The sequence below is a fragment of the Microbulbifer sp. MKSA007 genome (assembly GCA_032615215.1).
Lineage (GTDB): Bacteria > Pseudomonadota > Gammaproteobacteria > Pseudomonadales > Cellvibrionaceae > Microbulbifer.
The window spans coordinates 3,509,425-3,522,997 of record CP128433.1; the positions used below are offsets into that span (position 1 = coordinate 3,509,425).

At 47.9% G+C, this 13,573-nt stretch carries 9 protein-coding genes; 4 read left to right on the forward strand and 5 right to left on the reverse strand.

The annotated features are described in order from the left end of the window. Positions 1–114: 114 nt before the first annotated feature. Positions 115–741 carry a tRNA isopentenyl-2-thiomethyl-A-37 hydroxylase MiaE gene (gene miaE / locus QT397_18490; GenBank protein ID WNZ54850.1) on the reverse strand — a complete coding sequence of 209 codons (627 nt, stop codon included), beginning with the start codon at positions 739–741 and terminating at the stop codon, positions 115–117. Between the two features lie 220 nt (positions 742–961). On the opposite strand from miaE, the gene QT397_18495 reads away from it, so the two are divergent. Then, positions 962–1,897 carry a hypothetical protein gene (locus QT397_18495; GenBank protein WNZ54851.1) on the forward strand — a complete coding sequence of 312 codons (936 nt, stop codon included), beginning with the start codon at positions 962–964 and terminating at the stop codon, positions 1,895–1,897. Positions 1,898–1,940: 43 nt separating this feature from the next. On the opposite strand, the gene QT397_18500 is transcribed toward QT397_18495, so the two are convergent. Next, positions 1,941–2,390 carry a DUF1289 domain-containing protein gene (locus QT397_18500; protein ID WNZ54852.1) on the reverse strand — a complete coding sequence of 150 codons (450 nt, stop codon included), beginning with the start codon at positions 2,388–2,390 and terminating at the stop codon, positions 1,941–1,943. 302 nt (positions 2,391–2,692) lie between these two features. Here QT397_18500 and acnB point away from each other — a divergent pair, with 302 nt between their 5' ends. The 3 genes from acnB (at position 2,693) to QT397_18515 (ending at position 9,159) form a co-directional block, all read left to right on the forward strand. Next, on the forward strand, positions 2,693–5,308 hold the full coding sequence (acnB, locus tag QT397_18505; protein ID WNZ54853.1) for a bifunctional aconitate hydratase 2/2-methylisocitrate dehydratase: 2,616 nt from the start codon (positions 2,693–2,695) through the stop codon (positions 5,306–5,308). A 415-nt stretch (positions 5,309–5,723) separates the two neighbouring features. After that, positions 5,724–6,533: a sulfotransferase family 2 domain-containing protein gene (locus QT397_18510; GenBank protein ID WNZ54854.1), complete on the forward strand. Its 810-nt coding sequence runs from the start codon at positions 5,724–5,726 to the stop codon at positions 6,531–6,533. A gap of 484 nt (positions 6,534–7,017) precedes the next feature. Then, positions 7,018–9,159: an alginate lyase family protein gene (locus tag QT397_18515; GenBank protein WNZ54855.1), complete on the forward strand. Its 2,142-nt coding sequence runs from the start codon at positions 7,018–7,020 to the stop codon at positions 9,157–9,159. A gap of 21 nt (positions 9,160–9,180) precedes the next feature. Here the strand turns inward: QT397_18515 and QT397_18520 are convergent, their stop codons facing one another. The 3 genes from QT397_18520 to QT397_18530 are packed head-to-tail and all read right to left on the reverse strand — an operon-like array spanning position 9,181 to position 13,418. After that, positions 9,181–10,581, reverse strand: coding sequence for an MFS transporter (locus QT397_18520; protein ID WNZ54856.1), 1,401 nt, complete (start codon positions 10,579–10,581; stop codon positions 9,181–9,183). A 31-nt stretch (positions 10,582–10,612) separates the two neighbouring features. Continuing rightward, positions 10,613–11,992, reverse strand: coding sequence for an MFS transporter (locus QT397_18525; GenBank protein WNZ54857.1), 1,380 nt, complete (start codon positions 11,990–11,992; stop codon positions 10,613–10,615). Between the two features lie 40 nt (positions 11,993–12,032). Beyond that, the gene (locus tag QT397_18530) at positions 12,033–13,418 is read right to left on the reverse strand and encodes an MFS transporter (protein ID WNZ54858.1); all 1,386 of its coding nucleotides are present in this window, start codon (positions 13,416–13,418) and stop codon (positions 12,033–12,035) included. Positions 13,419–13,573: the final 155 nt, after the last annotated feature.

Consider the following 13,573-nt stretch of genomic DNA (forward strand, 5'->3'; position numbering starts at 1 on the left):
TTAGGCAGCGAGTATTCTGGCGTTTCCTCTAAAGAATCAGGAAGCTTGGAGCCAATAAACGTCAATGCAAAAGCTTCCTGTAAATCTGAGCCACCTTAGCAGGCCAAGCGAGAATTACTGCCCGGCACTCTCCGGCACACCACTGTGAAAGCGGAACTGTCCATCACTGCCTTCCACTAATTCCTTTTCTTTCTCCAGCAGTACCTGAACCCTAGATTGAATATCTTCATCGGAAGCCTTCTGGGCAAGGTGTAGGTAATCGCGGAAGTGACGCGCCTCAGATTTAAGCAGGGAGAGATAAAACTTCTGCAACTCATCATCTAACTGAGGCGCAATCCGTGCAAAGCGCTCGCAGGAGCGCGCCTCGATAATAGCGCCACAAATCAGCGTGTCGATCAGTCGCCCCGGCTCTGCGCTGCGGACTTCGGCACGAAGGCCCGCCGCGTAGCGGGAGGCACTAACGTGGTGGTAGGCGATACCGCGTTTCTCCATAATCGCCAGCACCTGCTCAAAGTGGCGTAGCTCTTCGCGAGCCAGACGCGACATTTTGTTCAGCAGCTCAAAGTCATTCAGATAGCGAAACATCAGGTTCAGGGCAGTACCCGCCGCTTTTTTCTCGCAGTTGGCATGATCAATCAGCATCATTTCCGGCTCCTTCAATGCCGCCTCCACCCAGGCATCGGGCGTGGGACACAGCAGGAATTCATTGATAGCGGACAGATCTGGGATTTGAGCATTCATAGGGCGAACAAACTTAACCGGAGCAAAATAACTTGGCGCGGGATTATAGCGGCCCCAAGCCACAAACGCCCACTTTTAAACCTCTAACGGGCACTACTTCACCGACTGACAGAGCCTGGCAGCAATTACCCAAGAAGGTCCCTAATGATAAATACACTCAACTTGATAACGATTTATTAAGTGCATTAATATAAAAATCACTTTTTATCCGGCATATCTGATGAATGACTACAGAACCCAGGCAAAAGCTATCCCACCGCTACTGGAAAACGTCCATGGCGCCGCCCAAGCCCTGAGAGAATCCCTGGAGTTGCTGCAAAATGCCGAGAAACCCTGGCAGCACTATCTACTTCAGCCCCCTTTCGCACAGGATGCCGCACTCAGTCTCAATCAGAGCTTTGAACGCCCCTATTCACTGTCAGGCGCTCTCTACTCGCAACTCGACTATCTGGAGCCCGTTAGCGCCGGAGGAGATGCCCGCGCTACTTTACAAGTACCAGGTTTATTGGCGGTACCGACCAAAACCCTTGAGCTTGCCCAACAACTCAATAGCCACAAAGAGATCTTTGCCAAGGCTATTGCCGAACTTCGCAGCGCCCTAGCGGAGCGGCCAGTAGCTGAGCAGGATCGCACTGTGCGGGAAACCCTTGCGGATGCTAGGTACCCCCGCGCACATCTACGCCAATGCTACCGGCTAGTGTTGATGTGCCCGAAGCGGCCGGATGCCATCACCCTTTCATGGATCAAGGCGCGTAAATCCATTCGCAAGGTCACGGTGAAATGGTGTGAAAAGAAGTTGGTGCAGCTCGACCCTCAAGGGTCCGATCCCGGTATCCAATATCAGCGCCAGCTACTCGCCGGGCTACACAAAAGCCAGCAGGAGGATTTACGCCAAGTGCAGGTACAGAGTCGCCCTAATCTCCAGGTAGCGGAAATCTTCTATGGGCACGAGCTAGGTGAGGAAGAGGAATATCATCAGGTCGGCTATTCCTCCATGCCGATTCTGGTAGAGGCCAACGAAGCCGGGCAGCTGCCTGAATTCACCCGAGTTGACCACCAACCGAGCTTGAGTCGGCGGCGCCAGCGGCGGGATCTGGCAATCGCCAGTGAGCCCTTTCTACCGGCGCTCAGAGTATTTTTGCGCCAGCAGCGCTAAACCCAGGCTCTCAAATGGAGCTGCCATCAACTTTTGAACCGTCCTAGGTAATACCAGGCGCCACATAGCGCTGGTAATAGGCGACAGACAGTGCGTAAAAATCCTCATCAATAAGGCGGCGAATTTCCACCAGTGGGACGCCGCGCGCCTGTGCAGTGAGTTGCAACCCAAAAGCCTTGAGGTCTGATATTTGGCTGGCCCCTGCCCTCAACAGTTCGAACACCCAACAGTAGGGATTTTGACTTTCATCAAAACGGACCCGCTGGTGATGAAGCTGCTCCAATAGCAGCTCGCGATCCACGATCTCCAACTGGCTGCGCACCGCATTCACCAAATACCCCTCTCGGCGCTCGGCAATTACCCGGCGCTGTTCTTCACTGTAGGCATTCCAATCAATAACCTCATGTGCAAAGCGCTTGCAGCCACGACAAACATCATCGCCAATTCCTGTGGAGCAAACACCGATACAGGGCGTGCGAACCTTCTTGTACATTAACTATCCGACCAACCTATTTATGCCGCCCGCGCGGCCTTCAAATTGCGCGTAGCCTATTTTGTTTCCGCCGCCAAGAAAAGGGGGAAGTACCAGCTGCCAAACTACTAAAATTCACCTAGCAAATAGTCATAATTCACTTAAATTATTGATTTTTCGATAAACTTAACAGCAGTAGGGCTTTCCTGTAGTATTCGCCCCCCGCCATCAGCGGCCTCGAAAAAAAATCCCGGCTGACAGTTAATAGACCGGGAATTCCACCCGCTGTAGGTGCCACCCCACACACCAAGAGGGACTTATCAGTGCTTGAAGCCTATCGCAAACACGTCGCCGAGCGCGCCGAACAAGGCATTCCGCCAAAGCCATTGGACGCCGAGCAAGTCGCCGGCCTGGTTGAATTGCTGAAAAATCCGCCAAAAGGCGAAGAACAGGAACTGGTTGACCTGCTCACCCAACGCGTTCCGCCGGGCGTTGACGAAGCCGCTTATGTTAAAGCAGGTTTCCTGTCCGCCATTATCAAAGGTGAAGCAGAATCCCCGCTGATCGATCGCAAACACGCTGTAGAACTGCTGGGCCAAATGCTGGGCGGTTACAACATCTCCACCCTGGTCGAGCTGCTGGACGACAAAGATCTGGCCGAACTGGCTGCCGAGCAGCTGAAAGGCACCCTGCTGATGTTTGACGCCTTCCACGATGTGGAAGAGAAAGCCAAAGCCGGCAACGAATTCGCCAAAGCGGTAATGCAATCCTGGGCAGACGCCGAGTGGTTCACCAAGCGCAACAAAGTACCCGAGAGCATCAAAGTTGCCGTATTCAAGGTAACTGGCGAAACCAACACCGACGACCTGTCTCCGGCACCGGATGCCTGGTCTCGTCCGGACATTCCCCTGCACGCGCTGGCCATGTACAAAATGAAGCGCGACGGCCTGGAGCCAGAAGAAGCAGGCGTTACCGGTCCGCTAAAGCAGATCGAAGAAGTTAAAGCCAAAGGCCTTCCCGTTGCTTTCGTTGGCGACGTAGTAGGTACCGGTTCTTCCCGTAAGTCCGCCACCAACTCCGTGCTGTGGTACTTCGGTGAAGAAATGCCTGGCGTGCCCAACAAGAAAGGTGGCGGTATTTGTATCGGCGGTAAAGTTGCCCCGATCTTCTACAACACCATGGAAGATGCCGGCGCACTGGTATTCGAAGCCCCCGTTGACGAACTGGGCATGGGCGACGTTATCGAGATCCGCCCTTACGACGGCAAGATCCTGGCCGAAGACGGCAAAGTCCTGTCTGAATTCCAACTGAAGTCCGACGTACTGCTGGACGAAGTTCAGGCTGGCGGTCGTATCAACCTAATCATCGGTCGCGGCCTGACCGGCAAAGCCCGTGAAGCCCTGGGCCTGGCGCCTTCCGAGCTGTTCCGCAAGCCTGAGCAACCTGCCGACACCGGCAAGGGTTACACTCTGGCCCAGAAGATGGTTGGTAAAGCCTGTGGCGTTGAAGGTATCCGTCCGGGCACCTACTGCGAGCCGAAAATGACCACTGTGGGCTCCCAGGACACCACTGGCCCCATGACCCGTGACGAACTGAAAGACCTGGCCTGCCTCGGCTTCTCCGCCGACCTGGTAATGCAGTCTTTCTGTCACACTGCGGCCTATCCGAAGCCCGTTGATATCAGCACCCAGCACACCCTGCCGGACTTCATCATGAACCGTGGCGGTGTTTCCCTGCGCCCGGCTGACGGCATCATCCACAGTTGGCTGAACCGCATGCTGCTACCGGACACCGTAGGTACCGGTGGTGACTCCCACACCCGCTTCCCCATGGGTATCTCCTTCCCGGCAGGTTCCGGTCTGGTAGCTTTCGCCGCCGCTACCGGTGTTATGCCGCTGGATATGCCTGAGTCCGTACTGGTGCGCTTCAAGGGCAAAATGCAGCCCGGCATCACCCTGCGCGACCTGGTGCACTCCATACCTCTCTACGCTATCAAGCAGGGCCTGCTGACCGTTGAGAAGAAAGGCAAGAAGAACATCTTCTCCGGCCGCATCCTCGAGATCGAAGGCCTGGAAGACCTGACTGTAGAGCAGGCATTCGAGCTGTCCGACGCCTCCGCCGAGCGCTCCGCTGCTGGCTGTACCATCAAGCTGTCCGAAGACACCATGTCTGAGTACCTGCGCTCCAACGTAACCCTGTTGCGCTGGATGATCGCTGAAGGTTACGGCTCCAAGCGTACCCTGGAGCGCCGCGCGCGCGCCATGGAAGAGTGGCTGGCCAACCCGAAACTGATGGAAGCGGACGCCGACGCTGAGTACCTGGAAGTAATCGAGATCGACCTGGCCGAGATCAAAGAGCCGATCGTATGTGCTCCTAACGATCCGGACGACGCTCGCCTGCTGTCCGACGTTGCTGGCGACAAGGTAGACGAAGTGTTTATCGGCTCCTGTATGACCAACATCGGTCACTTCCGCGCTGCCGGTAAACTGCTGCAAGAACACAAAGGTGGCATCTCCACTCGTATGTGGATTTCCCCGCCCACCAAGATGGACGAGCACCAGTTGATGGAAGAGGGTTACTACAACATCTACGGTTCTGCCGGTGCCCGCACCGAGATGCCCGGATGTTCCCTGTGTATGGGTAACCAGGCACGTGTGGCACCGAACGCCACCGTACTGTCCACCTCTACCCGTAACTTCCCCAACCGTCTGGGCGATGGTGCCAACGTGTACCTGACCTCCGCTGAGCTGGCTTCTGTAGGCGCCATCCTGGGTAAACTGCCGACTCCGGCTGAGTACCAGGAATACGCACAGAACCTGGACTCCATGTCCAGCGAGATCTACCGCTACCTGAACTTCGATCAGATTGAAGACTTCCAGAAGTCTGCCGAAGAAGGCAAGCGCATCGCCGCGACTGAGATCCAGGAAGTGAATGTCTAAGTGACAGCCTGATCCAGACCAAAAGCCCCGCTTTTTAGCGGGGCTTTTTTTATCCAGTGAAAATATCCCTATTTACCTACCCTGTAAAATCAGATTTTCCTGCCACTATATCCCCCCTAATTCCTAAGCAAGTCCCTAAAGTCGCGACCACTATTGGCCCACAAATAGACTTTTGAAATACCCTACTGCGAAAGTGCATACATTCTTCCGACTGAGATTTGGGAGATGAGTCTTAAATTGAAAGACTAAATAATATAAAAACCGCCACTAGGCAAACAATATATTGCCCATTTCATTACCACCGGCTAGATTTGAAGATTGGCATTTATACAGAGTTTACAACGGTAAACCTTAGAGAATTAAATTCGATGATTTATTGGAAAACAACCTCTATTACTCGATAGACTTTCTTTAAATGAAAAAATTATTGATGAAATTTAGCCGACCTACATTTAAAAAGTTTCCTGTAAGACTCGTACCTCCCCCTAAAATCTTCTTTTGCCACATCCCAAAATGTGCAGGTTCCTCCCTGCACTCCGCCATTAGTTCTCAATATTATGAGCCAAATAAATTAGGCAGCTTCAACATTAAACGAGCAGTTAGCAAGCGAGCAGCTGATGTATTAGAAATGCCAATGATGTCTGTACGAGAAACTGTAATGGTTCACAATCTATCTATAAATTCTAATTATTATGGACACGGGCACTCATTCTGCCGCCCGAATGTTGTAAAAAATTTCTCCAACGAATGGAATTTTATAACAGTACTACGAAACCCAATTGATAGATGGATATCTCTCTACACCTATAACACCTACAAGAAGAGTCAATGGGACAAGAACTCTCTCCCTTTGGATAAATATATCGAGTCCCAGATTGGGATCATGACAGGACAAGTTTTCATACGATATTTTTCGGATTTTTCTGACTCAAATCCTTCAGAATACATAGAGCAAGCCTTAAAAAATTTACAGCAGTTCTCAATTGTTGGCACAACCAATCATTTAGACAAGCTAACCCAACAAATCTCTAAAGACTTCGATATAAAACTAGACATCCCCAAGATTAACAAGAGCCCTAATACCAAACTTGCTCAGGAGATAAAAACAGACGCAAAAGCAATCAAGAAAATTGAGAAGATTTGCCAATATGATATGGAAATTTACAAAAGATTTACTGATAAGCATGGACCAATATCTTCTGGAAAGAGTTACAAAGCGATGTAAAAACACTGAAAACATACCAAGTCGTGCGAGCCCCCACTAAGACGATAACCCTGCAAAGGGGGAGAGGACTACGAACGGTACAAGTTACGCTGATTCAAATAAAACGAGCGCAATATTGCTACCCATATACAAATATCAGAAACCCCCTCCAAATATATCACTTAGATCATCCACACCCGTAACGGCGCAAACCTCTCGATTACTGTTTAAAATATAGCCACCCATAAATCTACCCGAGAAGACAAGTGGAATGACGCGAATTGTTATCAGTCATAACCACCTCAATTGGTATCGGCTAATGGAGATACACTTCAATGATGGCGTAATCTACAGCTTTCTTTCCCTCTCAACTCCTAAAATCAGGTCAGCTATAATCATTTACAAGCCATAATGTAAAAGTTCGACCATTAGGAATTTTCCTGAAAACAATAAGATTCGCTTAAATACGCCCCCAAAATATCGAACTATAAGAATATAGATACCAATGCCCAATAAACACCCAGATTTTAAACAAAAACCAACAACTCCCAGTAAAGATACTTTTTTAATACAGTGGCAGAATCGCTGGGCATTCTTCACTCAAAAATTCAAACGGAAGATCCTGAAGTATGCCGGTCGCCTAATCAATGCTATCTTTCACAAGCATCGCCATTTCCCAAACTTCTACTTCCCCAATAGTCGCCCACCCTACCCAAAGACTATACCAAGCAACTCCTATACAAGCACATCAGACAATACCCAGACTTTTATTCTTTATAGAATTATCGGCAACGACCTAATCCCTCGACACAGCGCCGGACAATCCTATAAAAACCTTGAATTCATTTTGCAGCATGAGCCTCCACTAGAGGGCTGCAAGAAGGTGTTTATCCTCAACCGAATTGTTGACCCAAGAGAGGAAACTGCCATTATCAAACTGCTTTGCAATTACAAACAAAGTTACTTGAGAATACCCTTTCACTGGGGTGAATACAAAGAAATTGGGTGGAACATCCTGGATTACCCGATTAATTATGCCCCCTATAAACTAAAAGACCTTCGCATGCGACGGGATTTGGAAATACAAGCCGAGCTGGGTCTATACCGTCATAAAAATAACTATGTAATGAATAATAATGGGGCGAGAAATCTCGCTCTAGAAGATGGTAAATCAAAAGCAGATTGGATTTTACCTTGGGATGGAAATTGCTTTGTGACTTCAAAAGCCTGGAACGCAATAAGACAACAAGTTCTCAACCATGCCACCTACCCATACCATATTATCCCAATGGCAAGACTATTAGATAATCAGTCCATACTGTGTGAAGACTTCGAGCCTGCCCCCACAGAGGAGCCACAGGTTCTGTTTCGATCTGATAGCACTGAGATTTTTGATAGCCGCTTCTGTTACGGAAGGCGCCCTAAGGTAGAACTTTTATGGCGGCTAGGAGTATCGGGGAAATGGGATGAGTGGGCGATTTTCCCTTGGGATCTCCCCTGCCCGAATTACTCGGAAGCCGCAGGTCACTATACTCAGGGAGGCTGGGTAGCCAGACTATTTTCCGGAAAGACGCACCTGGAGCGGACAGATCAGCAGTCCAGCCGGGATCGAGGAACAACTCGCTCTGAAGCTATCCTTGCCATGCTGGATCACCTCGATGATTCCAGCTTTTCCGCCGATACAAGCGCCCCTGGCAGCAAGTTGGCCGCAGCAAACAGGTGCGACCTTCCCTACCTAATGCTATTAAGAGAGGCCACGCAAAGATCGGTAAAAGCAAAACAGAGGGCGCGATCCAGTTCGATTAACAGCCTGCTTCAGGATTTGACCATTGTCGCCCTTGCGCAATCCCACTGCTCGAAGCAGGAATTCATTCAATTTATCAACAATAGCCTCATCAAGCTATTCCCCAACAAACATGAAACGAAATACAGCAAACAATTACAATCTGTAAATCCCAACCTACTGGTCTACACCCTCTCCAATTTCAAAAAACTGAAACAAGAACAGCAGATTCGTCTGATAGGAGTTGAGCGATTAGACTACCATCTGGAGCAATACTTTAACTGGTTGATAGATAGTCATCGCGGACAATCAACACGCCCAAAACTTGGGCATCTTGGCACACAGTATGATTTACAAGTTGTAGCTTTAGCGCTCTATCTCAATCAAATACAAACTGCCAGAAAAACTCTCAGGGACTCCCGCTTCCGAATATTAGAGCAGTTTGATCACTCGGATAACCAAGTATCAAAAACCAAGAGTAAAAATAATTTTCATTATGAATGTCTCAATCTTCAATCATGGATTTATCTTGCCAGTCTCGCAGAAACAATTGATGAAAATCTCTGGAACTTCACAGCAAGAAATGGGGCTGGCACCCAGCAGGGAATAGATAATTTTCTACAAGCGTTCGAAAACCACAAGGGCCCCAAGCATTTCGACCGGCAGAGACTGATCCCAATAGCCTATGCCTACAGACAACATTATGGAGAGCTAAAAGTAAAACTTAATGCCGTACCAATCAGCCAATGCAAACCTGTTTTCCCAATCGAAACGGGAATTTCCCCATTTTGGAACCTCGGCAAAGAAGCACAAACTTCACCTTTAAAGGCTGCCGATCAATTAACAACTGAAACGGAAAGATAGACAACGGATAGATTATTAAAATCAAATTTCAGGCTTTTTATCTCCGACAAATAAAATGCAAATAATAAAAGCAAACATGGCCAGATAGGCATTTACAGTAAATGCATATTCAATACCCGATGGCATATCAGTGGCCATCGCCACTATCGTAGTATTCAACCCTAATCCTACGGCACCACCCGCTATTTGAAACATAAAAATGATTGCACCCGCTAAACTTGCCCTACTGCTATCAACAACCGTTATAGCTACAGTTGTAATGGTGGAATTGAACAAACCAATACCAGCACCCAATATCACAAGCCCGGGAACCAAAGACATATATTGAGTATCCTTGTGGATATGAGATAGAAGATACATTCCAAGCGTCATCAATAAAGTAGCTGTCGATACTATCTTCTTTGCTCCAATCACATCATATAGCTTCCCTGCCAGAAAGCCGAAAACGCTAAAGGAGAGCATCATAGGGATCAGCCCCATCCCCGCCCTCATTGCTGAGGTACCACGAACATTGGTTAGGAACTGTGGAATAAAAAATAATCCAGCAAAGAAAAGCGCTGAAATCAATAACGTAGCAACAGAGGCGAAGACAAACCGTTTATTCCCAGCTACATCCGGTGGAATCAACGCCTGAGCCCCAACTCGTTTCTCAACGACACTAAACAAGCAAATAAGTAAGAAAAAGGCGGCGATAAGGCCGAGAACCAATGGGCTTTTGAAACCGACATCAACAACAAGATCGAACGCCAGTAACAAGGCAAATAGAGCCATCGACAGCGAAGTGATTCCGGCATAGTCAATACGTTCATCACAAGCTTCTGGAGAGTCATCAGGAATCACTCTCCAGCAAACATATAAGGCAACTGCTGATACCGGCAGGTTAATAAAGAAAATCCATCTCCAACTGGCATAATCTGCCAGCGCACCACCTAACAGTGGTCCAACTGAATTGGCAATACCGCAAACAGTAATCACCAGCCCTCCAGCAAAACCCGCTCGCTTTTCAGTCATCAGGCCATAGGTCATACCCAGGATCGACGGCCACATCATAGCCCCTCCAATCCCCATCAGTGCCCGGGATATCAATAACATTCCCATATTAACTGCAATCCCACCGATAAGTGAGAACGCCATAAATAGCAGGGTTCCAATAAAGAATACCCTCCTCCTGCCATACATATCGGCAAGGCAACCACCTGAAATAATCAGTACTCCAAAGACTAAGGCGTAACCATTAATGACCCACTGGGTCGTTGTAAGGTCAGAGTGGAACTCGTGCTCCATTGCCGGCAGCGCGGGAGAAAAGGCCGTAAAATCATTGGCGACAAGGAAAATGGCAAGAGACAGAGCCAACTTTCCAAGGTATAAATTCTTATCTAAGAGACCCTCTTGTCTTTCCATGGCGTAAACCTGCACTTGCATATACATAAACCAATTGACATACAAAATGACGTTATGATTTTTCTTCCTTAGACCCTATAAATAAAACGCAAATAATAAAAGATAACATCGCCAAGTATGCGTTTAATGTAAATGCCTGACTAATCCCATAAGATATATCACCAGCCAATGCGACTATTGTGGTATTCAGGCCCAACCCCACTGCACCACCCGCTATTTGAATCATAAAGATTATTGCTCCGGCCAAACTTGCTCGGCGCGGATCAACAACCGATATTGCAAACGTGATTATAGTAGAATTGAATAAGCCAATACCCGCCCCCAAAATTAACAACCCGGGAACCAAGCGAATATATTGACCGTCCTGATAGATATGAGACAGCATATATAAACCTAAAGCCATTAATAGTGTTGCTATGGAGACAATTAGCTTGGCTCCCAGCACCTTATAGACATTACCAGCAACAAAACCAAATACACTAAATGCCAACATAAGTGGAACCAATCCCAGACCTGCTATTGTTGCAGAAGCTCCATGGACTTTACTTAAATATTGCGGGATAAAAAAGAACCCCGCATAGAAGAACTGGGCAATTAACAAAGCGACACAGGCTGCAGTGACAAAAGACTTGTTTCCTGCTACATCTGGAGGGATTAATGCCCCCTCAGCTGCTCTCCCCTCAACCAATATAAAGAGGCAAAACAAGAGAAAAAAAGCCATAAACAACCCAAACACTAGATAGTTTTTAAACCCCACATCGACTACAAAGTCGAAAGCAAGCAGAAGAGAGAATAGTGCCGATGACAGTAGAGCAACTCCTCGATAATCTAACTTCTCTATAGGCACATTTAACGAATCTGGTGGAATCACTCTGAAGCAAAGATAAAGAACCACTAGAGAAAGTGGTAAATTAATAAATAGAATCCATCTCCAGCTGATATAGTCAGCCAGGAAACCTCCCACTAATGGCCCTACAGAATTTGCTATACCGCATATCGTAATAATCAGTCCACCGGCCAACCCAGCATTCTTCGGTGTCATCAGACTGTACATCATCCCCAAAACAGACGGCCAAATCAGCGCACTCCCCGCCCCCATAAATGCACGGGAAACCAACAGCATCCCCATACTTCCAGCAATTCCGCCCAAAAACGAGAAAAACATGAAAATTAATAACCCGACAATAAATGTTCGCCTCCTACCATACATATCAGCCAGACGACCTCCTGAAACTATCAACACACCGCAAACCAATGCGTAAGCACTAATTACCCATTGACTCGTAGTCAGATCTGACTGGAACTCTTGTTCAACCACAGGCAGTGCCGGCGAAAATGCAGTGAAATCATTGGCCACAAGAAAGATGGCCAGGGACAGCGCGCCTAGACCAAGATATAGATTACTTTTCACCGAGGGCTTTTTATCAACCACACCTAAAAACTCGGCTTATTCTCAGTGAAAATAGCTGCCATTAACGAATCGTTTTTGTAGAATGACCAGAAAAGAAAATCATGGAAATCAAGAACCCAAGTAGTGCCAGATAAGCATCAACCACAAAGGCCTGCTCAATCCCAACAGCGATGTTGGGAGCCATAGCCAGTAAAGTCGCATTAACTCCCAACCCAAGGGCCCCGCCCACAAATTTAAACATATAGATAATCGACCCTGCCAAACTGGAATCACTGGGCTCAACTACGCTAATTGCCGCTGTAACAATCGTAGGGCTATATATGCCAATACTGCTGCCCACTATCAAAAGCCCGGGAAGGAAGCGAATATAAGATGCCTGGGGCTCAACAGCCGACAGTAGAAACAGCCCTACACACATACCCAAAGCACCAGCACAAATCAAAATCTTAGCGCCCAGACGCTCGTATAATGCGCCAGAAATATAGGCTACAACACCAGAGCTGACCATTAATGGTAGCAACGCCAACCCTGCCCCAAAGGCAGAATAGCCCTTTACCTTGATAAATAGCTGCGGGATATAAACCAGGGTCGCAAAAAATGCGATAGCAACAAAGAACATACTGAGTCCAGCGGCGATAAAGCCTCTGTTCTTTATCAATTCACCTGGAATTAGCGCGTTATTAGGATCAACAGTTTCAACAACAGCAAAAAATATCATGAGAAATATGGACAGTACCAATAGGCCCCACACATAGAAGTGGGACAAGCCATACTGAACCACCAGATCCATAGCAAGGAGGAAACTAAATAAAGACCCACAGAGGGTAATAACACCCCAATAGTCAATTTTCTTATTGCTTTTCTGCGTACTAGCTGGAGGATATTTGCTCCAACACAGAAGAATAACCAGCAAAGCAATAGGAATATTAATAAATAATATCCAGCGCCAGCTGGCAAAATCAGCCAACAGACCACCAATCACTGGGCCACTGGCATTGGCCAACCCCGTTGTAGTGAGAATCAATCCTCCGGCCAGCCCGGCCTTATCCCTGGGCAAGAGGGAGAAAACCATACCCAGGATGGCAACCCAGGCCAAGGCTCCCCCCAAACCCATCCATGCACGGGCGAATAATAGCGTTCCTATATTTCCCGCAAATCCACCTACAAGGGAAGATGCAGTAAAGATATAGATGCCGGTAATAAACATTCGCCGACGACCATAGATATCAGCCATCCTGCCCGTAGACACAATCAAAACACCATACACCAGGGTATAGGCGTTAACGACCCAATGAATGGTGGTGATATCGACATTGAATGTCTTTTGAATTGCAGGGAGTGCCGGCGAAAATGCCGTATAATCATTGGCAAGAAGAAATGCCGCCAGTAGCAGGGCAAAGAGCCCCCAGTAGTGAGTGGGAGTTAAAGAGCTTTCATTGGATGCCATCGATTAAATCTACAGGTACTTTATATCCAGTATGGTGTATTTGTTCCAACACCCACCCCAGCAAAGCCTCAATTCGTAATCAAAAATCAATATAATTCGAGCCACTATCACATTTACATGACAACAGCTAATGATTACCATTAATTAAGCTACAT

What these genes read in the sequence shown, in the direction of transcription:
- QT397_18515 (WNZ54855.1), top strand. Translation starts at nt 7,018, where the DNA reads ATGCCCAATAAACACCCAGATTTTAAACAAAAACCAACAACTCCCAGT.
- QT397_18495 (WNZ54851.1), top strand. Translation starts at nt 962, where the DNA reads ATGAATGACTACAGAACCCAGGCAAAAGCTATCCCACCGCTACTGGAA.
- QT397_18510 (WNZ54854.1), top strand. Translation starts at nt 5,724, where the DNA reads ATGAAAAAATTATTGATGAAATTTAGCCGACCTACATTTAAAAAGTTT.
- QT397_18500 (WNZ54852.1), bottom strand. Translation starts at nt 2,390, where the DNA reads ATGTACAAGAAGGTTCGCACGCCCTGTATCGGTGTTTGCTCCACAGGA.
- QT397_18530 (WNZ54858.1), bottom strand. Translation starts at nt 13,418, where the DNA reads ATGGCATCCAATGAAAGCTCTTTAACTCCCACTCACTACTGGGGGCTC.
- QT397_18520 (WNZ54856.1), bottom strand. Translation starts at nt 10,581, where the DNA reads ATGCAAGTGCAGGTTTACGCCATGGAAAGACAAGAGGGTCTCTTAGAT.
- miaE (WNZ54850.1), bottom strand. Translation starts at nt 741, where the DNA reads ATGAATGCTCAAATCCCAGATCTGTCCGCTATCAATGAATTCCTGCTG.